This is a genomic window from Citrobacter sp. H12-3-2 (assembly GCF_009649895.1).
Lineage (GTDB): Bacteria > Pseudomonadota > Gammaproteobacteria > Enterobacterales > Enterobacteriaceae > Citrobacter > Citrobacter portucalensis.
On sequence record NZ_CP045838.1, the window covers coordinates 37,067 to 60,815 of the forward strand.

Consider the following 23,749-nt stretch of genomic DNA (forward strand, 5'->3'; position numbering starts at 1 on the left):
TAGATATTGCTTTCATTGTGTTTTGATGTTTTTAGTCGCTGATTTTCTTCTTGCCAGCAATTTGCAAACCATAGTCCAGTATGTTTATGCATGACATATTAATGAAAGCAGCGCGGGATTGCCCGTTCTCTGCAGCTGCTTCATCTATACGCTTAATCAGTTCAGGGTCCATCGTGATTGTGATCTGCTGTTTTTTACCTTTAACTACTCCCTTCGACGCGGGGATTTTTGCATCGGGGGCTGAGTTTATGAAGTTTTCTACTGCCTCATTATTTGAAACAGATTGCTGGTTTTTGGGTTTTTTTTGGAGCGCCATTTCATATCACCTATACATTACTTTAATATTATTTTGATTGCATTTAACTATTCAAATAGTGTTGATATGAGAGTATCTAGCTCTTGTACTGCAATCTTTTCATGCGAACGTAATTTCAGTTCACTTACGGTTCTTCCACTGCCTGCAGCATTGGCGTAGACTTTTCTTTGATAGATGACTTTGTCGAGGATTGGGATGTCCTCTTTGTACTCTTCCATCATTTCCAGCATATCTCTGTTGTAGGAGGATCTGGCTTGAGTATCTGCTTTGTTCAAAAGCGAATAGCAGACCAACCCATCTCTTATGCTCCGCGCTTCTTTGATTAGCTCGGCGTTGGCATCCATAGCCCAAGCTTCGAAACTTCCCGGTGCTGAAGGGACTAAAAGGACGTCTGTGATTGTCAGAGCTGCCCTCATAGCAGTGGAATCTCGGCCCCCGCATTCGATGATGATATCGTCATAGTTATCTTTCTGTTGTAAAACCTGGCTCCTTAATACCGGACCTTCAGGGTAATGCGAGCAAGCAATACCTGGCTCAACACCGTCCTCTGAACGAACCAAAATAGCTGTTTGCGACGAACCCTGTTTATCACCATCGACTAACCAAACTTTTTTCCCCTGAAGGGCTCTTTTTACGGCAATGTTGACCGCGAGCGTAGACTTACCTACGCCACCTTTTGTGTTAGCTATCGTAAGTATCATTGCAATCCCTTTTTAATATTAAAACAATATCATGATAATAGTTTTTTTGGCTGTCATGTCAACCGATAGCGATGCTTTTTGGTGAAAGTCATCTCAACTCACTTTGATGTCAAAGTAATATTAAAATAATGTGTTTTCGATGTTCAAATGATTTGATTATGAGTTTGTTTTGATATTATCATGCTCGAAGGAACTCAAAGTGAGTAGTTGCACTGCCGTGAGAATATTTGTTAATACTCACTTTGAGTGTTATCGATGTCTGGGCTAAGGAATGATAATGAATATTTTCTGTGATGACGGATCAACAAACGTAAAACTTGCCTGGTATGCCGGGAAGAAGCTGCAGACGTCAGTATCTGCGAACTCATTCCGTACCGGCTGGAAGGTAGAGGGGCTGGGAAATCGACAGACTTTTAACTACGAGCTCGATGGCAAGAAGTACACCTATGATGAAGTCAGCAATCAGTCTATCCTGACGACTCATATTGAGTATCAGTACACTGATGTGAATGTTCTGGCTGTACATCATGCATTACTTAACAGCGGGCTGAAGCCACAGGCTGTTTCACTGACGGTGACACTGCCTATCAGTGAGTTCTATACAAAAGAATGCCAGAAGAATGAGCTCAACATTCAACGCAAGATCGACAACCTTATGCGGCCGGTAAAACTGAACAAAGGTGAGACGTTCAGTATTGAACACGTTGAAGTTATGCCGGAATCCCTGCCTGCCGTGTTTACCCGTCTGGTAAAAGACAGTGTCGGGCCTTACGAGAAATCGCTGGTAATCGACCTTGGCGGAACGACTCTCGATGTTGGCGTCATTGTCGGGCAGTTTGATGCGGTCAGTGCCATTCATGGTAATTCGGGTATTGGTGTGTCAATGGTCACTCAGAGTGCCCTCAGTGCGCTTCGTATGGCTTCAAGTGATACCAGTGCCATGGTGGCTGATGAATTGATAAAACACCGCCATGATATGGATTTTGTCCGCCAGGTGATTAATGACGAGAGCAAAATCCCACTGGTGATGGATACCATTGAAAGCGCAATCGTCAGTCTGGGGGCTAGAGTGGTGGATGATCTTGCCGATTTCCGTCATGTAAACCGGGTTTATATTGTCGGTGGTGGTGCGCCGCTTATCGAAACGGCAGTCCAGGCGGCATGGCAACATCTGGGTCCGAAAGTGGTTATGATGTCCTCTCCACAGACCGCACTGGTAGAAGCGATCGCCGTATTTAAAGGGGAGTAATGAAGTGAGTGAGGAACGGAAAAAATTCACGTTATATCTGCATCCTGAGAGGGATGCAGACAGACAGGCTCTGGAAGTCATTGAAGCCGTTCCCCGTTCTGCCCGGGGCGAGTTGTTCCGGAATGCGTTTATTTCCGGAATGGCTCTGCAGCAACTGGACCCTAGATTGCCCGCGCTTCTGGCCGCAATGCTGAACAAGGAGTTTACAGCTGACCAGCTGACCGGGCTGCTCAGTCAGACTACCGGATGGAAACCTACGCAGGCTGATATTCGCTCAGTGCTTCAGGAACTGGGAGCAGGGCAGTTTGCTCCTGCAATCAAGCCCGAAGTCGTAGAGGATGATGAGCAGCAGCGACTGGAAGAAGCCCGAGAAAAAATGAAGAGCTTCCTCTGATACTCAAATTGAGGCGCACGGTATATCAGTCCATTTAGTTGTGTATGCCGGCGACAGCATTTCTCTTTTCATCTGCCAGTCCGGCGCTATTCCGCGCCCAGCAAACCATACCTTCCCGAGCCCTGAGTGGTTTATGCCATCCAGGGCTTTCATTAGCTCCTCGCTTCGTTCCTGCGGCTTAACGTCATCGAAAAGATTTAACTGTGCTACCCCCGTAGGAGTGAAGTCATTCAGCATTACTCCAGCCTTTGCATATCGATGCCCGTCGAGCCAGATACAGTCCAGGGCTTTTACTGAGGCTTTAATGATGTCCCGGGTGTCGCGTGTGGGTACTAGAAGCTTTTCACTGGCCACGTTGCCGTAATACGGTTCGTTGACTGCGAAAGGGGAGGTTTTGATAAAGACCGATATGTGCCGGCAGAACTGATGTTCTCCCCGCAATTTTTCAGCCGCGCGTTCGGCGTACTGGCAGATAGCCTGTCGCAACGCTTCGTAAGTCGTGATGCGCTCTCCGAATGATCGGCTGCAGACAATCTGCTGCTTCGCGGGCGGGGCCTCTTCAAGAGATATACAGGCCTCACCGTTCAGCTCGCGTACGGTCCGCTCCAGCACCACGGTAAAGTTCTTGCGTACAAAGGCAGGGTTCATGCGCGCCAGCTGCAGCGCAGTCGTCACGCCGTATGTATTCAGCTTTTTGCCTATGCGGCGACCAACCCCCCAGATTTCCTCCACTGGCTGCAGTGAGAGCAGTTTCTCCGTCCTACGGAGATTGCCAGTAGTCAGGGCCAGCACGCCACCAAATTGCGGCCACTCCTTAGATGCCCATTGCGCTGATTTTGCTAAAGTTTTTGTCGGTCCCATCCCGACGCCAATTGTCAGTCCGGTTCCTCTTAGGACATGCTCGCGCAGCTGCCGTCCGAAATCTTCAAAGTCAGTACAGCCATCGATGCCGCGAATATCCAGGAACATTTCGTCGATACTATACTGCTCAACGCGGGGCGCCAGTTCTTCCAGATGTGCCATGACCCGGTTGCTCAGACTTGCGTACAGCTCATAATTACTGGAAAACGTAAGGACTTTCTCCGGGAACTGCATTGCTTTTAGCTGAAACCAGGGGATCCCCATTTTGATTCCAAGCCGCTTCGCTTCCTTCGATCTGGCTATAACACAACCATCATTATTGCTAAGAACAACCACTGGTTTATCACGTAAGTCAGGACGAAAGACCTTCTCACAACTCGCATAGAAGCTGTTCACATCTGCCAGGGCGAACATCATTCATGTCCCCGGGTTTTGTGTACAAAGGCAGTTACGACACCGAAAATTTGCAGGTTCTCCGGGTCTGGCCATAGAGTTGGGTAGGCTGGGTTCATCGCCTGGAGTCCAGGCCGTGGCCTCAGCAGCAATCTCTTAACCGTGAACTCTCCCTCTATCTCAGCTATGACGATGTCTCCGTGTTGAGCCTGTTCGGCTTTATCGACGATCATCAAGTCGCCCGAATGCAGGCCGATGTCGGTCATCGAGTTGCCGATAGCTCGTACAAAATAGGTTGAGCTGGGCCGCGATATACAGTACTGGTTCAGGTCTAGTTCGGCCTCCACGTAATCCTGGGCCGGTGAGGGGAACCCGGCCTGGCAGCGATCGCTATAGAGAGGGATGGGCGTCAACTCAGGATTGCTGTCAGCACGTATAAACTCAAACATAACCACCTCAAATAATACTGTTTGCATATACAGTATTATTGCCTTATTGAAGACACTTTCAAGTATTGATTTTTTGCTGCCTTTAACCCTCTGTAGTTCCTGGAAAAACTCCACCGGTGATGTGGTATCTTGCTCTCGTTGAGAGCTGGGTTACTTATCCACAGAATCGGGGGATAACGATGTGGGTATATCCAATGAAGTCACTTTGCTGCTCTATTGCAGTCAGATTATCTCCAGCCATCGCTTAAACAGTTGCACCGTGCCGGCAAAAATAAAGTCGCCTGCAACTGCACCCGTTCGCACTCCCTCTGGTCGCTTGCGCTGCGGCTTTGCCTCCGGAACTTGATTTTTGCCTGATGGCACGTTGCCGCCTGTCACTTATGGCGGGAGACATCCTCCCGTACGTAAAAAGCTACGGCAGAAGAAGCCTGGTAAATCAAACGAAGGAGCACCCTATGAATCTTTATATGACTCTTGCACCAACCCGCAGCCGTCAGATCCTGTCAGAAAACAACTGGCCGTCGTCAGTCGTTGTCCAGCCTGATGCGAACTGTTATTGCTTCACTATTTCGGGCCATATCACTACCGAATCTATTATGGCGATGCTGCCGGCAATTGCTTCACGTGGCCATCTTGATGTCCGTGCGGTCCATGGCCTGCAGCAGATGTGCAGTGATCTCAATCTGTGTGCAAGCGTCAGCGGCGAAATCCTGAAAGGTGATCCCTGTTTTCGGATTGATTTTGAGGAGGCGAACCCGGTCGGTATTGGCCTGGCTGAAGCGATTGAAGCCGATTTGATGGTCCTGTGCCGTCAGATCTTCATTGATGCCGGCATTATTAACGACATGACCGGAGCCCAGTATGAAGGGATCAATATTTTTGAACGCCAGACACGCCACTTCTGGGTTTTTGGTGAAGCGTGGAATGATATGCCGCCGCTGATGCGCCCGGATGCTGAACAACAGCAACTATGGCTGACAGAAATTTTTCACCATGGGGCCGCAGTCGTTGCCGTTGGCCTCGCGATTTACCGTGATTTTGACATGGTCCGTGAAGGTGACCGCAGCGCCGGCATTTGCATTATTCGTCCGGGAGCGCCAGTACGCCATTGGCTACCTCTGAACGTACTCCATGATCTGGCTGATGAGGTGCGCCAACGCATCATCCACGACCGGGAACTTAGCGCTAGTTTTTCCTGAATATGTCCCCGGGAAACCGGGGCTCATCATCTCTCCCCAGCCATCCACTGCCGGCATTGAACCGGCAGCGTCTGGTTATCCCATCTTCAGGCATGGGTGCGCCGTGCCTTCACTATAGCCCGACTGTGGTGAATGCAAGGGAAGCTGCGCCGCCAGCTGCGCCCGGCCGCCTAGGATTTAACGTCTTATCGCCGTTCCTTCCGTCGGTTTTCCGCTCAATTTTCACGGAAAACCCGTCCGGAACGCCTCTGCTATTACCGGCTACCGGCCTTGCTGGCGCCCTTGCATTAACCACTGATCGTCGGGCTGTCGTGTCGGCACGGCGCAGATGGGTGCCGGGTTAAGGAGGGAAATATGTTTAAGCTGACGTGTATTACGCTGGATGATGGCCAGCATGCGGTGTTTCTCAATGGCCACTGTCTGGCCAGTGACGATGTAAGTGGCCATAAGTTTTCCCTGGGGGAGATCCTTGAGCGTCTGTCCCGGCTACCAGGCGTTCAGACCGAAATGGTGAAATGGCCGGTACCGCCAGGAGACTGGGAGTGGTTTGATGTGGCCAACGCAGTTTTCCCGGCACCTGGTCTGTGGCGTCGTGAAATGACTGTATCGGGGATGATTGCCAGATTGCAGCAACATCCTCTGGATGCACTTTGTACAGGGACGTTCTGGCTGGCCGACGATTTCCTTTCGCTCGATAACACGCTGGACAACGAGACGATTGAGGCTGCGATGGCACTCGCTGATGAATGCCATGATGCCAATATCGGTTTCAACTGGGATCACCTGCAGTGGGCGATTGAAGAGGCAAAGAAATAATGAATACCTGGTTGATTGGCGTCGATATCGAAGTTTCTGATCTTGAGTTTCCGTCATATTTCCTGATCCAGGCGGAGAGTCTGGCGCTGGCGGAAGCCGGGGTTGTTTATATGGGGAGAACCTGGTGGCAGGAATGCCTGGAAGAGAGTGATGGCTGCCGATGGGCTTATCGTTCCGGAAAGTCGGTCTGGTTTAACAGCATCACACTGCTTGATGATGTTGAAAGTTCTATCCTGCAGGGGCTTAAATTCCTGGATGCCTGGGTTGTTACCGGTGATCTGACAAGCCCGCGGGTTCAGAATCAGTTCAACGAACACTGGGACGAATTCACCCGCTAACCGTGGCCGGGCTGCATTGTCAGCCCGCCAAATCAGCCATAAGGATGTCGTGGACTCCGCTTTTTATGCCGCGCCGGTGTCGCGGCGGGTGTCAACGCCGTGCCTCCACTATAGCCCGACTGCGGTTAATGCAAGGGACATGGCCGGGCCATCTCCACCATCGCCCGGTCGCAGTAAATTTTTTATGTTTTTCAACGTTCTTCCCGTCGTTCTCTCGCTCAGGTTTCGCTCGATAACCGTCCAGACCGTTTCTGCTTTTTATCTGCGCTGCGGCCTCCGGTTCCGCCCTTGCATTTCCCGCGGATCGTCGGGCTGTCGTATCGGCACGGCGAAGCAGTCGCCGCGTCGAGACAAGGAGAAAACTATGACCACCGCTTATCGCTTTATGCACCGTCACACCCGTAACACGCTGGTTGCCCGTGGCTGGCCAGCCACGATGGATATCGATACCAGCCTGAATTATTCGCGTGGGGAAGGCGTCGCTTTCTATGGCCAACTGGGGGCGTCCGATCTGCTGCGCCTGTTGCCTGAAATTGCGCTGCGTGGCCTGATGCCGGATAGCGCACTGAATGAACTGCTGCCATTAGTTAGCGGGAGCGATCTGATTGTTCGTCTTTACCGCAACTCGCTGGGCCACCGCAAAGCCCACGCTGGCACGATTTCGCTGGAATACGATAACTGTCCTGCCGGGATGTCGGTAAAACAAATCCTGTGCCTCCTGAAAGCCCTGCGAGACGAAATCAACCATGTCTGTAGCTGTGTCGCCGCTGCCGGATACCGCCTGACAGAAGCCCTGCGTCCTGCTGCTGATCCTCTGGTGTTTACCCGCCGGACGCGCAACTTCACGCTCTCCGTGATTGAAGTGGAAGCCGGAAGCGATGATACCGAGTGGGATAACGACACTCTCGACGCGCGCCTGAAAGCCGTCCTCGACGGGCAGGAAACGTTTCGTCGCCTCCAGATCCGTCTCGAATGTCACGGTCGCGTTGTTGGTGTCACGGACGTACCGTTCGCGCTGCGTCACCCGGACAGCCCATCACGCGTATGGTTTGAGCGCCGCTGGTTACGTGATGCGGTCAGCGAGGCCCGCGTCGAAATTGACGCGATGATGCGGTCATTCTCCGGAATCCGGATTGCTGCGTGACCGACGGGCGGGGCAGATTGCCCCGCAGTTCTGTACAGGAATCGGATGTCGCGCTGCTCCGCTATACCAGCGCGACCTCCACGCTGTTACGGGCGCGCGGGGGATGAGATTTCGTGCGGTCTGCGGCTAACGCCGTGCCTTCACTTTAGCCCGACCGCTGCGTATGCAAGGCACGTGGCTGGCGCCACCTCCACCGTCACCCGGTCGCAGTTATTTTTGATGATTATCGGCGTTCTTCCCGTTGTTTTTCTGCTCAAAAATTCGCAGAAAAACCGTCCAGACCGCCTCTGCTTTATCTGCGCTGCGGCCTCCGCTTCCGACCTTGCATCCTCCGCTTTTCGTCGGGCTGTCGTGTCGGCACGGCGTAAGCCGGTACTCAGATAACCTGGACTATGGAGGGAACACCCATGAACACTATCACCACCACCCCGGCGGTATACGTTGGCACTTATCACAAATACAACTGTGGCAGCCTGGCCGGAAAATGGTTTGATTTGACCGATTTCGACGAGAAAGAAGACTTTCTGGAAGCCTGTCACGCGCTCCACGCGAATGAGCATGACCCGGAACTGATGTTTCAGGACTGGGAAGGCATTCCTTCTCAGTTTGCCTCTGAAAGCTCTGTGGACTGGGATTTCATCGATGCCTACAAACAGGCGAAGGATGTAGGTAAGGACGCGGCATTTATCGCGTGGGCCGAATACAGCGGCGAATGCGACTTTGACGCGTTCGAAGACGCCTACTATGGCGAGGCCGTGAGCGAAGAAGATTTTGCTGTGGACTACGTGAACGAACACAGCCTGCTGGCGGCTATCCCTGAGAGCCTGCGCGGCTACTTTGACTATGACGCGTTTGCCCGTGATTTGTTTATCGACACTTTCAACTTCATTGATGGCTATGTTTTTCGTCGCTAATTCTGATAAGGCAGGGGAAACCCTGCCGGAAAAAGGTTCCCTATGAAAATGACACCTGAAACACGCAAAATTCTGAAACACTACAAAACTCTGGTAAACGAACGCCGCAGGGAATTAGGCCTCAGACCCATAACGACGCCAATGCTCCTTGACGATATTTGTGATTTGTTGACTCGTCGCGAGCAACTATTTATCGGCGGCCAGTTTATCCAGCAAAAAGTTAAATATTAGTCCCGGAGGCGGCCAATGAGCCGCCTGTTCGCGCGCGGGAAAACCCTGTCATCCCTGCGGGATGACGGCAGGGGAAAGCGCCTGCGGCGCATTCCCTCCGCCGGTGAAGCCGGTGATGAATCAGTTCTGAAATCTGCTTTTCCTGCTGTCGTTTCTGAAACATGCTGACCTGCGTGGGCGTGGGCGTGGGCGTGGGCGTGGGCGTGGGCCGCGTGGCCAGAACCATAACCAGAACGATAAAAACCGGGGCTTTCAGATACTTTTTTTCCACGGGCTGGTTGACCCGGGCGACTTCCCTTCGGGAACCGGGGCTGTCATGCTTCGCACCGAGCCAGCTGCGCTGTCTCTGCCCGGCCCTCCGGTAAACCTTCGGGCAGCGGGTTTCCATCCCAGGCTGTCGCAACGTCAAAGGCTGGCTTGCAGCGACCGTTCCGGTCGCGCCGCCCTGTCGCGCCGTTCCTGCGCTCGATGCACCCCGTTCCGGGGTGTAAGGGGCAACGTTGTTGACGTTGCCGTCTCTCTCCCGCCACTTCCTCTGCGTTCATTCCCTGCTGAGTGCCTTTCCGGTCGCTGATACCGCCACAACCCGTCTTGCTGGCCAGGACCGCCGGGGCTTTATCAGCAAATTTTTTCCGGACGAGCCGGAATAAATTTCCCGCTAATCCTGGACAGCTTCACCGGGCCGTGCCCGTTACGCTCTCGCGGAAAGGTCCTCCGCAGAGTGTGAAAACACCAGAAAGAGGACGGCAGGAGAGGCTTTGCCTCTGAAAACCAGACCAGAGGGGTTTTGTGATGTGCAAATCGTTGAAGGATTTTCTGAATCAGCCTGAGTCATTACGGCAGCCTACGGCTGAGGATCATGCGCTGGCGGCGCTGCTGAATGGCGAAGTCGTCAATGCTCCTGCGCCACTGCTTCCGTTGGGCGCTTTTACACGCGAAGACGCGAAAAACGTGTCTGCGTATTACTCCAATGTGACGTTAGAAAACGACCAGTCATCGCATTTTCAGTTAGTTATGCGTGACGAACATGAGCAGTTGATTGAACGGGTCTGGAATTTCCAGCCGGATGCCGGACAGGTACTGAACGGCTACCTGAAAAGTCACGGCAGGGCAGTACAGCAGTAAACGAAAGGTGTTCTGCGGAGATGCACCTCCGCAGAACGCGACAATCATTAAAATGGAGGAAATAACGATGTCAGTAGCAAATGTTAAAGCAAAATCAGCCAAAAAGGCCAATCCGAAGAATAAAGTTATCAGCGCAGAACTGAAAAGTGCGCTTGATTCCGCTGTTATCACATACGTTCCGCTGTCCGATCTTATTAAATCTCCGCTGAACGTGCGTACCATCCCTTACACCGCTGACAGTGTTAAACGTCTGGCTAACTCGATTGAAAACCTCGGGCTTCTGCATAACCTCGTGGTTCACATGCTGCCGGAGGGCAAATCCGGAGTTGCTGCAGGTGGTAGACGTCTCACCGCACTGAATCTGTTGTGCGAGACGGGACGTATTGGTGCCGATTATCAGGTTCCGGTTAAGTGTGTCAGTGACGAGTTGGCTGTTGAAGCGTCTTACGCTGAAAACAATGAACTGGAGGCGATGCACCCTGCCGAGCAAATTATGGCCTTTGGTAAGCTGGCGGCGCAGGGCAAAACCGCTGCGCAGATTGGTGATGGTCTGGGCTATGGTTCCCGCCATGTTCAGCGCATGTTGAAACTGGCAAACCTTGCCCCAGCACTGCTGGATAAGCTCGCACAGGATGAAATCACTGTTGAGCAGTGTCAGGCTCTGTGCCTCGAATCCAGTCAGGAACGTCAGGTTCAGGTGTTTGACAGCGTCTACGCGCAGTGGGGATCTGTTCAGGCTCATTTACTTAAACGTGCGATCACAGAAACCGAAATTTCTGTTACCAGTTCAGCCTTTCTCTTTGTGGGTCGTGAAGCATATGAAACCGCTGGCGGTGTGGTTCGTGAAGATTTGTTTTCCAAGGAAGAGGGGGCTGGAACGGCTGACAGCGTACTGGTTCAGCGCCTTGTACAGGAAAAACTGGACACGATTGCACTGCAACACGAACTGAGCGAGGGCTGGTCGTGGAGTATGGGGCGTCCGGAAACGGTAGGTCGTTATGGTCAGGACGGGCAAGACTACCTGCTGCTGGAAAAACCAGAAACCGTCTATACCGATGAAGAACAGGCGCGTCTGGATGAACTGAAAGAGAAATTTAATACGTTTGACAGTGCCTGTGATGAAGCTGACGAGCTTGATGCCGAAATCTGTCGTATGCAGGAAGAAGCAGGACAACGTGCCTGGACGGATGGGATTAAAGCCTCTGCGGGTGTTGTGGTCAGCTACCAGTATGGCGAACTGGTCATTCAGCGCGGTGTCTGCCGTATTGAAGACCTTCCGACAAAAGAGAACGGAGAAACGGAAAGTGGGGAGGATCCTGTACCTGCGGTGACTTCGATCAAAAAAGATATCACCGAAGGGGTTACCGCGCCGCAACTGCTGAAAATGTCGTCTGAAAGGACGCTTGCTGTTCAGGCAGCGTTGATGAACCAACCAACCAAAGCCGTGGCGCTGCTGGCATGGCGTATGTGTGCTGAGGTCTTTACGGGGCGTGGAGAGCAGGATAATCCATTTGGTGTTCGCGTGACTGTCGGTCATTACTCACAGACCATGAATGCGCCGTCGGGCAAGGAGGGTAAAGCATATACCGCAATCCGGACCGAAGGTGAGCGTCTTGAGGCGCTTTTACCAGAGGGCTGGCGACAGGATTTAACCTCGTTCTTCTCGCTGGATGGTGGTGTGCTCATGTCTCTTATGGCGTTTTGTACGGCCTGTTCCGTTGACGGTGTTCAGACTCGCGATAACGGTCATACCTCCCGAAGCAAACTTGACGCGCTGGAGACTGCGATCGATTTCAACTTTCGCGACTGGTGGCATCCAACCAAAGACGGATATTTCAAAGGCGTTAAGCATGACCAGATTGTCGAATCCCTGAAAGAGGCTGGAATGGAAGGGGCAGCGTCCGATGCGGCGAAGATGAAGAAGGGCGATGCTGCCGAGCTTGCCGAGGATCGTCTGAAAGACAGTTGCTGGGTTCCTTCGTGGTTATGCGCTCCGCAGCCGAAAGCGATTGAAGAAAAACAGACTGAAACTGACCACTCGGCATTAGCCGCCTGATATGGAGAGCCGCCCCGATGGGGCGGCAATAAGGAGATACCCTATGAGTATTCATCATTCCCGTCTTGCCGCGATGACCGCCGAAGAGTTTGAAGCCCATCGAGCAGCGGGTTTTCAGTATCGCAGTGAACTAACTAATGCCGTCATGAATGCCTTCGCACTCCCTGACAAATGGGACATGAACGGAGAATTCCGCAGTGAGTTCGGCGGCTTGTTTCCGGTTCAGGTTCGCTTTACCCCTGAACATGGCCGCTTTGACGTGGTGGTATGCAGCCCTGGTGAAATCAGTGATTACTGGCTTGTACTGATTTCCATGTCTCAGGGAGAGCGTCTGGCCTGTGTTCACCAGTCCTCGTTCTTCGATGCCAGTGAAATCAGCCGCATTTTGTTTCAGATCAGTGGACTTCACTGGGATGGATACGGACTATGCGACATCATGTCGATTCTGAAAGAGGAGATACCAGTATGAGCATTCCACGCCATCTCTCTCTTGTGACGCAACTGCCAGAACGTGAAGCTGCACTCCGTGCGATTATGCACGTTGAGGAAACAACCCAGAAGGACAGGCGGTTCGGTAATCCGCCGCACCCTTATGCCCGGGCCTTTTTCCGGTTCCTGTGTGGGAGCAGCAAAATTAGCGGTCGCGCCATTAACCAGGTACGCGGCGTATACTGGTACAAGGACGACAAAGTCCCGCTCGCTCAGTATGAGGAAGCATTTGATACTCTTATTCGCTCGCGGGGTCGGCATTGTTATTCGCCGCTTGATACCTCGATGGTGACATCGCTGTTTCCGGAGCAGGCATTCAGTGTAGGGGAGCGTCAGGCAAGTCGTTACCAGCGTGAAGATGAGCTATACAGTCGTCAGGAGGCACGCCGCGACAGAGACCGGGAAGATAAGTATAACAACCTGACCGGGCAGGCCGAAATCGACCTGGCATTTCACACACCGGAGACTATCCGCACCTGGTATGCCCACTGGTCACAACAGGATATCCGGGACTACGATCTTGAAAAAATGCTGTGGGCGTGGACAGAACGTTGCCCGTCACTGGCAGATCTGGTTCGCGGGTATAACCTGTCGGCGCTGGAGGTTGTGCTGGATGTTCACGACGTGGCGGCGGTCAGTTCGCCAGAAGAACGCGAGCTTGAGCGCTGGATGGTACCGAACAAGATCACCCTCCGGGAGGTCTGGCCGTGAGAAAACGAAACCCATTCCGTGAGGAACTGAAACTCGCACGCAGTCAGCGTAAGAAGCTGCAGACCATCGTCGACAAACTGAATGATATGTCTGCCGAATGGGCCGACTGGCATGGCGGACTGGAGACAGATCTTTATCTGTTGGCTGAGGCGGTATACCCGCAACTTGCCGTGCTGGATGAGCAGATTACTGAGTGGGCCAGAGGGGAGGGCGATCCCCGGGAAGACGGATAAGCAGGATAAATTAAGACAGTTAGCTGCCATACTCCTGGGCAGAAAGAGGGATGAACGGTATAATGGCGGTGGCGCTTGAGGCTTTTTGCCTCAGGATGTTCCGGTGGTTTGTTCCTGTGTCGTGAGGCAGAAAGACAAAAGCCCCAGTTAATTTTCATTAACCGAGGCCCCTGCATGAATCGACACCATCAGGATAGCCTCTTAGATGCCGTAAGGCAAGGAGAAGAAGGCCATGAAACTGCCGCGAAGTCCCGTTATCTGGTGTGTGCTGATAGTGTGTTTAACACTGCTGGCATTCACATACCTGACCCGAAAATCGCTTTGCGAAATCAGGCTGAAGGACGGAGAACGGGAGGTCGCTGCATTACTGGCTTACGAATCCGCTAAGTAGCTAACCCCGGCGGGGGGAAACCCCCGCCACTCAGGGGATTGATGTTGTTGAAACATAACCGCAAGCGCTTTCAGAAGGGCTTCCCTGTTTGCGGGGAGGCCCTTTTCCCCATCTTGCTGGCATGAACACCCTGAGTGGGGAGCCCGAAAGGGCGGGGGAGAGGCGCTGTGCGCCTCCAGTCCTCCTCTCCGTCTGTGTTCTCTTTCTGGTCCTGCTGTAGTATTCCGCTTTCTTCCTGCCTTTTGTTTCTCTCTGCTCATTTCTGTTCCACTTTCCCTGATGGCTGTGCCATTTTCTCCCGGATTCCTCCTGTTTCAAACCAGAAAGGCGAAGGACCCGGCCACCTTCGGCTCCCCGTCGCGCCAGCGCGCCAGGTCGTCAGGCCACACTCCGCCAGGGCAGCTGCTGACGCACCCGCCAGGCTCCGCCGAACCCGCAGGCGGTTTCGGGCTACTCGCTAGTGTCCGATGGAGAAGGTCAAACACCACGCTTGCTGCGGCCGTTCCGGCCACGCCGCTCTCACCATCCCGTCGCCGGCGACGGGATTCTACAGGGCAACATCGCTACGCAGCCGCGTATCGACGTTGCGGCGGGTCCCGGCTCGTCTTCTCCGTTGTGCGTTTCTCCCTTTGAGTGCCTCCTCCTGGGTGCTGAATCACGCCACAGTCCTCCTTGTCATCCAGGGCCGCTGCCGCTCTCCAGCGAAAACTTTTTCCAGGTAAAAACTTTGCGCTTCCGCCCCGGATTCCGGCGTCGGCCGGTGGCGTGCTGCACCTGCGGCGAAGGTTCTCAAACGGGTGAAGTGAAACAACCCGGGAAACTTCAGCAGGTTCCCGCAAAACGTCAAAACCGCGGCTCCCGTAACTCAACGGGTGATGTGATTAAAAAGAAAGGAGATCCCTATGCACGTATATCAGACTGAACCGACCCACACGCTGGACATGAACGCGACCGCCGAGGCCGAGCGCGCCTACTGGCTGACCCGCGAAAAAGCGGCTGTCACTGCCCCCGTCGAAATCGACGTGTACAAGTTCCATGACGCGGCAGGGATGATGCCGCCAATGAACTGGCGTAGCGACACCGCGCAGGACACTGAAACGTTCATGATGCAGGAAATGTATTGCGGGAACGTGACTGATATTTTCGTGCGCTGCGGCAAGCGTTATTTCCGTCTGCGTGATTACAGCCACCTGAATCACGCCGTCATTGTGGCGAAGGTCAAAGCGACCTTCATTCCTGAAAGCCAGAAAACACACTGATACACGGAGCCGCCCCTGAGGGGGCGGCAAGCAGGGGGAACTATGTCACAACTGAGTTTTGCAGAATTTTTCAACCAGGCGCGTGAGTCTGACAACGTTATTCCAATTGTTCCGGTTTCCAAAAAGAAGCCGATTATCGGGTTGATGCACGTCGATGCAGCACGTAAGCAGTTTATCCGCCTGTTTAACGATACCGCGCGTTATATGCGCCGCTGGGATGTGTTCTGCGATTTCATCACGCTTTCTGCCAGTGAGCTGGATCTGGCGCGGATTCTTACACCGGAGAATATCGAGCGTAGCCGCAAAATCTGCGAGCGCTACGAGGCCGCAGATATTCAGAAAATGCATGAGCTGTTCATCCTGATGGTATGCGCGCTCGATGCCAAATTTCATGATTTTCTCGGCGCGATTTTCATGGAGCTGGAGCTGGGATCTAATGGCATGGGGCAATACTTCACGCCGTATTCTGTTCAGTCGATGATGGCGCGAATGATGATGCCCGGCGTGAAAGAGTCGATCCGCCGCGAGGGTTTTGTCACCGTCAGTGACCCCGCGAGCGGCGCGGCGGGGATGATTATCGCCTATGCCGAATGCCTGTTAGATGCCGGATATGACCATTCGAATCACATGTTCGGAAGTTGTATCGATATTGACCCGATCGCCGCCGATATGGCGTTTGTTCAGCTTTCGTTACTGGGTATCCCGGCGGAAGTTATCACAGGCAACACGCTGACAATGAACCTGCATCGTGTGCGCTATACCCCGGTTTATTACTGGAACGACTTTAAAAACAAGCTGGAGTTCCAGAGGCGCATGAAAGCAATGAAGGACTTTATGTACGGCCTCGATAATGCCGCCTGACACATAGCGTTTGCAGCTGCCGTTCCGGCAGCGCCACTTAAACTGGCCGCCACTGGCGGCCGCTAAGGAAAGCCGAATAATGATGACTTCCACAATGATTGCCCCGACTGCCAGCATTGAAATCACTGACCCGCGCCAGCGTCTGGCCTTTATTCCAGAATTATTCTTCACGCCGCAGGGCGACCAGCTGGTCGCCTCCTGGTTACAGGTACATAGCCAGTATGAAGGAGGTTTCTGGCGTTACTTTGCCGTTCCGCGTGGTATCAGCGGTCGAATTGACGGATGGACTGAGGACTGTATTACCCGCCCGACCGGATATCTGGTACCGCCGGAAGGGGTGTATCACGTGACCATGCCGGGAAATTACTTCGATGCTGAGGTTTCAGCGGAGGCCACCGGGATCATTGCAACCCTGATGTGCCTGAACCGCCTCAACTGGCAGGTTTTCGAGATGGGGCCGGAGATGGCCAGAGTCTGTCAGGGCCTTGTCGACCGTCAGGACGCGCTGAAGGACTATATCAGCATCATCAAACACCCGGAACGCGATCTGATTTACCGGGCCATTGACTGAAAAATCAGGCCCGGCGATTGCCGGGCCACACCGAAAGAGGACGTATGAGCAAACCCCACAAACTGGAAATCCTGCTGGCGTGGCTGGAGGATAACGTGGCGATGGGCACAGAGATAATTTTTGATGAAGGGATCGATTCGGGTGATGTGCTTCCGTCAGTTCGCGCGGCGGTTGAACTGCTGAATATGCCCAAAGCTGTCAGTCATCCGCCGCCATGGGATGCTTACTATACTTGTGAAGCCATTGATTCAGAGGAACTGAGCAAAGATGAAGCGCGAGTCTGGAATATGGCGCAAAAATATGTGCAGGACACGTTGCAGGGGAGGCCCGCAGGGAAGGGCCGTTAATCCGGATGGATCGCATCATCGATCATCACATTGAGCATTTCACGCATTTTGTCGCCGCTGGTCCGGTTCTGTCTGAATCGGGGCAGCTGGTCCTGTAGTGATAGCGTCACTGTTGCCAGCGCAATGCTGCGTTTCAGGCGGGGCGCGTTTTCGTAGTCTTTATAGGTTCGCAGGCTGATATCCAGTTGTTCAGCCGCCTTGTCACGGCTCCAGCCGAGGCCTTTTCTCCAGAGTCGAAGCTCGTAACCTGTCATTATTTATCCTTAAAAAAGTGCAGAAATTGCACTTATTTTATAATGAAATTATGGTTTTTTTGAAGGTTAAAAGGTGCAGATATTGCACTTTTTTTGATGTTGAAATTGACAGCGAAAAGAGAAAGGAAAATGCGAAAGGCGCGCCCCCTTCGGCTCCCCGTCGCGCCAGCGCGCCGGGTCGTCAGGCCACACTCCGCCGGGCAGCTGCTGACGCACCGGCCAGGCCCCGCCGAACCCGCAAGCGGTTTCGGGCTATTCGCTAGTGTCCGATGTCGAACGGCAACCCCGCGCTTGCTGCGACCGTTCCGGCCGCGCCGCTTTCACTGGCCGCCGCTGGCGTCCGCTAAGGAAAGCCGGCTTCACCGGCTTCTTCTGCCGTCCTTTTTCCCCTCCGCACGCACGAAAGCCTCTCATTGCTGATGCAGACTGGCATCTCCCGTAAGCGTCTGAAAGGGTCGCAGCAGAGCTGCTTAAGGCCTGATTTTTTCCGGTGTGACACAGAAAAAATAAGTCCTTAACCCTTGCAGCCTCTTTCGGGCGCTGCCGGATCGTCTGCGCAATGAGGGCGTTTCGTTCTGGCCCGGAAGCCGAAGAAAAAAGAGACGGCAGAAGGAGCCGGGGGTGAACAACTGAAGGCTTGCGTCATCGACGCAGAAAGGATTGCCGGATCACAGGCAATAAAAAAGCAGAGCGCGAACTCTGCTTCTTCCAGACCAGATGCAACTGGTCCTCATCAAAACCAAAGGAGTTAACTATGATTTTCGACCCGCAAATAGTCGCACAGGCGAAGGCGTTTGTAAACGCCCTGAAGAGTGGCCGCCGCGCGCATGTACCTGCGCTGCGATTTGAATACTGGCAGCAGTTCATGACTACCGTGAACGCCGAGTTGGGCTACATCTGACAGCCGCCGCCCCGCAACGGGGCGGCTTTTGAGCGCCATAGCGGAGAATAACCAATGACAAAATATTATCTACAAAATGCGCCACTCGGTGTAACAGCTATTCAGCTTGATAACGGCGAGGAAGCCATTTACCTGAACGGTGAATTTATTGCGTGCTGTGACCTTAATGAACGTGATGATCCTGTTATCGGAATGGGAGAAATTCTTGCAGAAAAAATTGGTGTACCTTTCAGGTTGCTGACGCTTCCCGTTCCTGATGATGAAGAGTGGTCATGGAACGATGTTACCGACTCTCTGAAATGGGGACCTCGTGTTGTGCTTTCACGCATGATGATGCGCCCTGTCCTGGAGTGTTGCATCAATCACATCACACTGGAAGATCATAATATTCTCGACAACATCGTGTTCTGGGATGAAGACAGCGGGTGGTTAATGAATACCGGAGTGGGCTACCTGATTCGGCTCGATGCTGTTACTAACCCGTTACACAGACTGAAAAAAATGGGTATTTCGAGAACCACACGTGCATTCATCTTTTGCGCAATTCGTCAGGCCGATGTCAGCATGATCCACTTCTCTGCCGTGGGCGATCATGTGGAAGGCGCACCTGTTTTTGAATGGTAAGTATTCGCCCGGAAGAGCCGGTCATAATTCCCCATCTCCGGCGCACGGGCTTGCAGCTGCCGTTCCGTCAGCGCCGCCCTGACTGGGGCCGCTACCGGCCCCAGAAAGGAAACGGGCTTCGCCCGCTGGCTTAATTCCAGCTTCACCTTTTGAGTACTTTGCTCACCGCGTGCTGCCTTACCCGTGAAAGACTCTGGCCCGACCCGGAGTCTATGAAAGGGGACATCACTCACCCGTTCGCACTCCCTCTGGTCGCTTGCGCTGCGGCTTCCTGCTGCACCCTTGCATCTCCTCCTTGCAGGTCAGGCCGTTCGCTTTATCACGGGAACGGCCACCCGCGATGGTGAATCATCATCAAAAAGGCGACGGCAGAAGCAATTTTTTTATCATCATGAGGAGAATCACTATGGCCCGTTTAGCATCTCGTTTTGCATCAATGAATGTCATCCGTCGCGAGCGTCCACTGACGAACGATGAACTGATGCATGTTGTTCCGAGTATTTTCTCCGAGGACAAACATGATTCACGTAGCGAACGCTACACGTACATTCCAACGATTACCGTTCTGGAAAAATTGCGCGAAGAAGGTTTCCTGCCGTTCTTTGCCTGCCAGACACGTACCCGCGATGAGGGTAAACGGGGTCACACCAAACATATGATGCGTCTGCGTCGGGCCGGGCAGATTACTGGTAAAGAAGTGCCGGAAATTATTCTTCTGAACAGTCATGATGGCAGCAGCAGCTACCAGATGATTCCGGGAATGTTCCGGTTCGTCTGCACCAACGGGATGATTTGCGGGCAGACGTTCGGGGAGGTCCGGGTTCCGCACAAAGGTGATGTCGTGGGACAGGTCATAGAAGGGGCATACGAGGTTCTGGGGATTTTCGACGAAATCACCGAGTCGAGAGAAATTATGAAAGGTACAGCGCTGACACGCGAGGAGCAGGAAATTTTTGCACAGACAGCGCTGGGCTGGCGTTATGATGAAAATTCCGAAGGAAAGCACATCCCACTGGCACCATCCGATTTACTCAACATTCGCCGCAATGAAGACAAGTCCAATGACCTTTGGACGACGTATCAGCGTGTTCAGGAGAACATGACGAAGGGTGGCCTTCTGGGGAGAACGGCGCAGGGGAAAAGGCAACGCACGCGTGCTGTGACCGGCATTGACGGGGATGTCAAACTTAACCGTGCTTTGTGGGGAATGGCAGAAATGATGAAAGAACTCAAATCCTGACCGGGATAAAATGGTGCAGACAGGTATCGAATCTGTCTGCACAGGATCGTCCGGCAGGTAACAAAATATTCTGCGCCTGTTACTCCTGAAGAGGTTCCGTCTTTACGGCCGGTTTTCTGGTTGCTTTCCTTCCGTCTTTCGCTTTTCCTGCATCGCGGATTAATTCACGCAGCGCCTTTTCACTGATTTCATAACCACTGGATTTTAATGTCTCTTTAATGTCAGACACTGTGTATCCTTTTGTTCTTATCAGTGCCAGAAGCATATCCTTAATGCCGTCCAGAAATTCTTTCTGTGTTTTTCTCTGAGGCGTTAAATCAGGAAGTCCGGAAAGCGCCTCTCTTGCCAGTGCAATATCTTCGTCTGAATAAAAATTCTTCCTGCTCATAGAAAACCTCATAAATATTTAAAATCCTGAAAATCATATCAGTTCTTCCATAAAAGTGGCAGTGCTCCGCACTGCCGATGCCGTCAAATTGCCACTAGGCGAAAACAGCAGCGAAGCGTATACTGGGTCTAAAGACGGGACAGGATGTGTGTTTGTAATACCGCGCGCGCACGATATTACAAACACCACCTGGTCAGGGCTCCGCCCCGACACCCGAGTAAGGAGCACGCATGAGCGACAAAGTATCCCGAAGGGGAAGTGATAAACGGCAGAAAACCGTGATCAGAACCCTGAGATTCACGCCCGATGAAATCGAAGAGATTGAACGGAAAGCGGAAGCGACTGGGCAAAGCATCTCGGCTTATATCCGAAATGCTGCGATGAACAGAAAAGTTACTCCGGTTATCGACGACAGCTTTATGACGGAGCTACTGAGGCTGGGAAGACTGCAAAAGCATCTGTTTGTTGAAGGAAAAAGGGTCGGGGATAAAGAATACTCCACGGTTCTTGTCGCAATAACAGAACTGTCCACCACGCTCAGAAAAAAGCTGATGAGCAACGACTAGAGCGGAGAGAAGAAGAGCATCATGATCCCGGTTATTCCACCGAAACGGCAAGACGGAAAGTCCTCCTTTGGGGACCTGGTGTCTTACGTTTCCGTGCGTGATGAACCGCGCGATGATGATTTAATGGACGCTGTGAAAGCCTCCGGTACCAGACCGGAAATGCCGCACAGTAGCCGATTTTCCCGTCTGGTTGACTACGCCACCAAGCTGCGCGATGAGTCGTTTATCTCGCTGGTTGATGTGATGCCGGACGGCGGGGAATGGGTGAATTTTTACGGTGTAACCTGCTTTCATAACTGTACGTCTATCGAAACAGCTGCGGAAGAAATGGAATTTACGGCACGACAGGCAAAGCATTCTCGCAGCAACTCTGACCCGGTTTTCCATTATCTTCTTTCATGGCAATCACACGAAAGTCCGCGTCCTGAACAGGTTTATGACTCAGTCAGACATTCCCTGAAAAGACTGGGTATGGGCGACCATCAGTTCGTTGCTGCGATACACACAGACACCGATAATCTTCATGTCCACGTTGCAGTGAACCGTGTTCATCCTGGAACGGGCTATCTTAACTGGCTTTCCTACAGTCAGGAAAAACTCCATAAGGCCTGTCGTGAACTGGAACTGAAGCATGGCTTCGCACCGGATAATGGTTGCTATGTGATCGCGCCTGATAACCGTATCGTTCGCCGTACTTCTGTTGAACGCGATCGTCAAAGTGCCTGGACCCGGGGGCGTAATCAGAGCCTGAAAGAGTATGTTGCCGATACGGCAATTGCCAGTCTGCGGGAATCCCCTGTGACCGGCTGGTCCTCTCTCCATCAGCGTTTTGCGAAAGAAGGTTTGTTCCTGTCAGCGGATAACGGTGAGCTTAAAGTGAAGGATGGCTGGAACAGAGAACGCCCTGGCGTTACGCTTTCTGCATTTGGTCACGCCTTCGATACCGATAAACTTATTCGTAAAATGGGTGAGTTTATTCCACCTGCACAGGATATTTTTGCGCAAGTTCCGGCTGTGGGTCGCTACGAACCAGACAAGATTATTGTGTCGTCGCGTCCTGAACGTATGACAGAGAAAGAATCCTTATCTGACTATGCGATTGCCCGTTTACGTGCACCGCTGATTGCGCTTGATCAGGACCCGTCTCAGCGAACTATACAGTCTGTACATACGCTTCTGGCACAGTCTGGTTTGTATCTGAAAGAACAACATGACCGACTGGTTATCTGTGATGGATATGATCCAACGCGCACCCCCGTCAGGGCAGAACGTGTGTGGCCAGCGCTGACGAAAGCAGTCCTGAACTCGTATAAAGGTGGCTGGCAGCCGGTACCGAAAGACATTTTCCAGCAGGTTCCACCTGCAGAGCAGTTCACCGGCGGCGGTCTGGAACCCACTCCGGTTTCCGATCGGGAATGGCGTAAACTGCGTACAGGTTCGGGCCCGCAGGGAGCACTGAAACGTGAGATTTTCTCCGACAAGGAAAGCCTCTGGGGCTATGCGATTTCGCACTGTCGTCAGGAGATTGAAACGCTGATCAGCAGTAAACATTTTTCCTGGGAACGCTGTCATGAGCAGTTCGCGAAACAAGGGTTGCTGTTAGTGCGTGAGCAGCAGGGGCTGGTAGTCATGGATGCTTACAATCGCGAACAGACGCCTGTTAAGGCAAGTCATGTTCATCCTGATCTGACGCTCGCGCGTGCGGAACCTCATGCAGGTTCGTTTGTTCCGGTTCCGGCAGACATCTTTAAACGTATTAAGCCAGTAAGCCGTTACAACCCTGAGCTGGCCGTGAGTGATCGTGATATTCCGGGCATGAAGCGTGATCCTGAATTGCGTCGCCAGCGCCGTGAAGCGCGCGCAGCTGCGAGAGAAGATCTGAAAGCCCGCTATGCTGCCTGGCGGGCTAACTGGCAGCGTCCTGATTTGCATGGTCGTGAACGCTACCAGGTGATTCATGATGAATGCCGGATACGTAAAGCGCGCATCCGCATCGAACATCGTGACCCTCTGGTGAGGAAGCTGCATTACCATATTGCAGAACTGCAACGCATGCAGGCACTGATTACGCTGAAAGAAGCTATGAAGGCTGAACGTGCTGAACTCATTGGACAGGGGAAATGGTATCCGCCGTCTTACCGGCAGTGGGTGGAAGCAGAAGCGGTGAAAGGTGACAAGGCTGCGATATCGCAGCTGAGAGGATGGGATTACAGGGATCGTCGTGGTAATGCGGTGAAAGCCACGACAGACAGCAGATGTGTTGTTATTTGTGAACCTGGCGGAACACCGATATATTCCGGTGTTCCTGGCCTGCAGGCTTCACTGAAGAAAAATGGTCGCGTCCAGTTCCGTGATCCGGAGACAGGTCGTCACATTTGTACCGACTATGGCGACAGGGTTATTTTCCGAAACACCGGCGATTATGATGCGCTTAAGCGGGATATGATCAAGGTCGCACCGGTTCTCTTCAGCCGTTCTCCGACCGTCGCGATGGCACCAGAAGGGAATGATGAACAGTTCAATACGGCATTTGCCAAAATGGTGGCATGGCACAATGTGAATCACCGTGATGAAGGTGAATACCAGATCTCGCGGCCGGACGTCGACCAGGTACGTGTTGAAAGTGAAATTCGTTTTTCTGAAACGATGAGTCAGGTTAGTAATTCGGAACCCGCGCGTAATGAGCCTGGGTCAAGCTGGAAGCCGCCTTCACCGCTGTAAAGATTAA

Annotated in this window: 30 protein-coding genes and 1 pseudogene; 25 read left to right on the plus strand and 6 right to left on the minus strand. The window is 52.7% G+C overall.

Going from position 1 to position 23,749, the window contains the following annotated elements; all coding sequences use genetic code 11:
* Window positions 1–31: 31 nt before the first annotated feature.
* Both GHC22_RS23675 and GHC22_RS23680 read right to left on the minus strand, forming a co-directional pair.
* Window positions 32–316, minus strand: coding sequence for a ribbon-helix-helix protein, CopG family (locus GHC22_RS23675; RefSeq protein ID WP_087879547.1), 285 nt, complete (start codon window positions 314–316; stop codon window positions 32–34).
* Window positions 317–363: 47 nt separating this feature from the next.
* Window positions 364–1,017 (minus strand): AAA family ATPase, encoded by a 654-nt coding sequence (locus GHC22_RS23680; protein WP_115490267.1) that lies wholly within the window; start codon window positions 1,015–1,017, stop codon window positions 364–366.
* Between the two features lie 277 nt (window positions 1,018–1,294).
* Here GHC22_RS23680 and parM point away from each other — a divergent pair, with 277 nt between their 5' ends.
* Both parM and GHC22_RS23690 read left to right on the plus strand, forming a co-directional pair.
* Window positions 1,295–2,266, plus strand: coding sequence for a plasmid segregation protein ParM domain-containing protein (gene parM, locus GHC22_RS23685; protein WP_115490268.1), 972 nt, complete (start codon window positions 1,295–1,297; stop codon window positions 2,264–2,266).
* A gap of 70 nt (window positions 2,267–2,336) precedes the next feature.
* The gene (locus GHC22_RS23690) at window positions 2,337–2,660 is read left to right on the plus strand and encodes a plasmid partitioning/stability family protein (RefSeq protein WP_242514876.1); all 324 of its coding nucleotides are present in this window, start codon (window positions 2,337–2,339) and stop codon (window positions 2,658–2,660) included.
* A gap of 3 nt (window positions 2,661–2,663) precedes the next feature.
* Here GHC22_RS23690 and GHC22_RS23695 read toward each other — a convergent pair whose 3' ends face one another.
* Window positions 2,664–3,935 (minus strand): Y-family DNA polymerase, encoded by a 1,272-nt coding sequence (locus GHC22_RS23695; RefSeq protein ID WP_153754052.1) that lies wholly within the window; start codon window positions 3,933–3,935, stop codon window positions 2,664–2,666.
* The gene (gene umuD / locus GHC22_RS23700; protein ID WP_087879554.1) at window positions 3,935–4,363 is read right to left on the minus strand and encodes a translesion error-prone DNA polymerase V autoproteolytic subunit; all 429 of its coding nucleotides are present in this window, start codon (window positions 4,361–4,363) and stop codon (window positions 3,935–3,937) included. Before umuD ends, GHC22_RS23695 begins: the two co-directional genes overlap by 1 nt.
* A gap of 455 nt (window positions 4,364–4,818) precedes the next feature.
* Here umuD and GHC22_RS23705 point away from each other — a divergent pair, with 455 nt between their 5' ends.
* The 18 genes and pseudogenes from GHC22_RS23705 to GHC22_RS23785 all read left to right on the plus strand — a co-directional run bounded on the left by GHC22_RS23705 (window position 4,819) and on the right by GHC22_RS23785 (window position 17,048).
* Window positions 4,819–5,562, plus strand: a complete 744-nt coding sequence (locus tag GHC22_RS23705) for a hypothetical protein (protein WP_153754022.1) — start codon at window positions 4,819–4,821, stop codon at window positions 5,560–5,562.
* 354 nt (window positions 5,563–5,916) lie between these two features.
* A complete protein-coding gene (locus GHC22_RS23710; RefSeq protein WP_110498936.1) occupies window positions 5,917–6,378 on the plus strand; it encodes a hypothetical protein in 462 nt (153 codons plus the stop codon).
* The gene (locus tag GHC22_RS23715) at window positions 6,378–6,716 is read left to right on the plus strand and encodes a hypothetical protein (protein WP_110498935.1); all 339 of its coding nucleotides are present in this window, start codon (window positions 6,378–6,380) and stop codon (window positions 6,714–6,716) included. Before GHC22_RS23710 ends, GHC22_RS23715 begins: the two co-directional genes overlap by 1 nt.
* Before the next feature lie 364 nt (window positions 6,717–7,080).
* The gene (locus GHC22_RS23720) at window positions 7,081–7,860 is read left to right on the plus strand and encodes a hypothetical protein (RefSeq protein WP_153754023.1); all 780 of its coding nucleotides are present in this window, start codon (window positions 7,081–7,083) and stop codon (window positions 7,858–7,860) included.
* Window positions 7,861–8,267: 407 nt separating this feature from the next.
* Window positions 8,268–8,774, plus strand: coding sequence for an antirestriction protein ArdA (locus tag GHC22_RS23725; protein ID WP_115490274.1), 507 nt, complete (start codon window positions 8,268–8,270; stop codon window positions 8,772–8,774).
* Window positions 8,775–8,816: 42 nt separating this feature from the next.
* On the plus strand, window positions 8,817–9,005 hold the full coding sequence (locus GHC22_RS23730; RefSeq protein ID WP_048227667.1) for a hypothetical protein: 189 nt from the start codon (window positions 8,817–8,819) through the stop codon (window positions 9,003–9,005).
* Window positions 9,006–9,020: 15 nt separating this feature from the next.
* Entirely contained in the window at window positions 9,021–9,173 is a 153-nt protein-coding gene (locus tag GHC22_RS23735; protein WP_153754024.1) for a hypothetical protein, read from the plus strand.
* A gap of 624 nt (window positions 9,174–9,797) precedes the next feature.
* Window positions 9,798–10,130: a DUF905 family protein gene (locus tag GHC22_RS23740; protein ID WP_077223967.1), complete on the plus strand. Its 333-nt coding sequence runs from the start codon at window positions 9,798–9,800 to the stop codon at window positions 10,128–10,130.
* Window positions 10,131–10,197: 67 nt separating this feature from the next.
* Window positions 10,198–12,186 carry a ParB/RepB/Spo0J family partition protein gene (locus GHC22_RS23745; protein WP_153754025.1) on the plus strand — a complete coding sequence of 663 codons (1,989 nt, stop codon included), beginning with the start codon at window positions 10,198–10,200 and terminating at the stop codon, window positions 12,184–12,186.
* A 43-nt stretch (window positions 12,187–12,229) separates the two neighbouring features.
* Window positions 12,230–12,655 (plus strand): conjugation system SOS inhibitor PsiB, encoded by a 426-nt coding sequence (gene psiB, locus GHC22_RS23750; protein WP_153754026.1) that lies wholly within the window; start codon window positions 12,230–12,232, stop codon window positions 12,653–12,655.
* The gene (locus tag GHC22_RS23755; protein ID WP_115490308.1) at window positions 12,652–13,386 is read left to right on the plus strand and encodes a plasmid SOS inhibition protein A; all 735 of its coding nucleotides are present in this window, start codon (window positions 12,652–12,654) and stop codon (window positions 13,384–13,386) included. The genes psiB and GHC22_RS23755 overlap by 4 nt, the downstream gene beginning before the upstream one ends.
* Entirely contained in the window at window positions 13,383–13,619 is a 237-nt protein-coding gene (locus GHC22_RS23760) for a hypothetical protein (protein WP_040231234.1), read from the plus strand. The genes GHC22_RS23755 and GHC22_RS23760 overlap by 4 nt, the downstream gene beginning before the upstream one ends.
* A gap of 174 nt (window positions 13,620–13,793) precedes the next feature.
* A pseudogene (locus tag GHC22_RS24775) lies at window positions 13,794–13,943 on the plus strand (DUF5431 family protein); the annotation flags it as partial.
* The gene (locus GHC22_RS23765; protein WP_228553300.1) at window positions 13,885–14,010 is read left to right on the plus strand and encodes a type I toxin-antitoxin system Hok family toxin; all 126 of its coding nucleotides are present in this window, start codon (window positions 13,885–13,887) and stop codon (window positions 14,008–14,010) included. The pseudogene GHC22_RS24775 and the gene GHC22_RS23765, both read left to right, overlap by 59 nt.
* Before the next feature lie 902 nt (window positions 14,011–14,912).
* Window positions 14,913–15,269, plus strand: coding sequence for a hypothetical protein (locus GHC22_RS23770; protein ID WP_040231230.1), 357 nt, complete (start codon window positions 14,913–14,915; stop codon window positions 15,267–15,269).
* A 42-nt stretch (window positions 15,270–15,311) separates the two neighbouring features.
* A complete protein-coding gene (locus GHC22_RS23775) occupies window positions 15,312–16,130 on the plus strand; it encodes an N-6 DNA methylase (protein ID WP_087879592.1) in 819 nt (272 codons plus the stop codon).
* A gap of 79 nt (window positions 16,131–16,209) precedes the next feature.
* Window positions 16,210–16,701 carry an antirestriction protein gene (locus GHC22_RS23780; protein ID WP_115490306.1) on the plus strand — a complete coding sequence of 164 codons (492 nt, stop codon included), beginning with the start codon at window positions 16,210–16,212 and terminating at the stop codon, window positions 16,699–16,701.
* Between the two features lie 44 nt (window positions 16,702–16,745).
* Window positions 16,746–17,048 carry a DUF957 domain-containing protein gene (locus tag GHC22_RS23785; RefSeq protein ID WP_040231226.1) on the plus strand — a complete coding sequence of 101 codons (303 nt, stop codon included), beginning with the start codon at window positions 16,746–16,748 and terminating at the stop codon, window positions 17,046–17,048.
* Here the strand turns inward: GHC22_RS23785 and GHC22_RS23790 are convergent.
* On the minus strand, window positions 17,045–17,302 hold the full coding sequence (locus GHC22_RS23790) for a helix-turn-helix transcriptional regulator (RefSeq protein WP_040231225.1): 258 nt from the start codon (window positions 17,300–17,302) through the stop codon (window positions 17,045–17,047). The two genes, GHC22_RS23785 and GHC22_RS23790, sit on opposite strands and share 4 nt — an antisense overlap.
* A gap of 754 nt (window positions 17,303–18,056) precedes the next feature.
* Between GHC22_RS23790 and GHC22_RS23795 the strand changes: the two genes are divergently transcribed.
* From GHC22_RS23795 to GHC22_RS23805, 3 genes are all read left to right on the plus strand, one after another.
* Window positions 18,057–18,203, plus strand: a complete 147-nt coding sequence (locus tag GHC22_RS23795; RefSeq protein WP_048227658.1) for a hypothetical protein — start codon at window positions 18,057–18,059, stop codon at window positions 18,201–18,203.
* Window positions 18,204–18,257: 54 nt separating this feature from the next.
* On the plus strand, window positions 18,258–18,827 hold the full coding sequence (locus GHC22_RS23800; RefSeq protein ID WP_115490304.1) for a DUF5983 family protein: 570 nt from the start codon (window positions 18,258–18,260) through the stop codon (window positions 18,825–18,827).
* A 406-nt stretch (window positions 18,828–19,233) separates the two neighbouring features.
* Window positions 19,234–20,067, plus strand: coding sequence for a DUF932 domain-containing protein (locus GHC22_RS23805; protein WP_115490303.1), 834 nt, complete (start codon window positions 19,234–19,236; stop codon window positions 20,065–20,067).
* Window positions 20,068–20,146: 79 nt separating this feature from the next.
* On the opposite strand, the gene GHC22_RS23810 is transcribed toward GHC22_RS23805, so the two are convergent.
* Entirely contained in the window at window positions 20,147–20,455 is a 309-nt protein-coding gene (locus tag GHC22_RS23810; protein ID WP_115490312.1) for a molybdopterin-guanine dinucleotide biosynthesis protein MobC, read from the minus strand.
* Window positions 20,456–20,685: 230 nt separating this feature from the next.
* Here GHC22_RS23810 and mobA point away from each other — a divergent pair, with 230 nt between their 5' ends.
* Both mobA and GHC22_RS23820 read left to right on the plus strand, forming a co-directional pair.
* Complete coding sequence (mobA, locus tag GHC22_RS23815; protein ID WP_115490302.1) at window positions 20,686–21,021, plus strand: plasmid mobilization protein MobA; 336 nt, start codon at window positions 20,686–20,688, stop codon at window positions 21,019–21,021.
* A gap of 21 nt (window positions 21,022–21,042) precedes the next feature.
* A complete protein-coding gene (locus GHC22_RS23820) occupies window positions 21,043–23,742 on the plus strand; it encodes a relaxase/mobilization nuclease domain-containing protein (RefSeq protein ID WP_153754027.1) in 2,700 nt (899 codons plus the stop codon).
* Window positions 23,743–23,749: the final 7 nt, after the last annotated feature.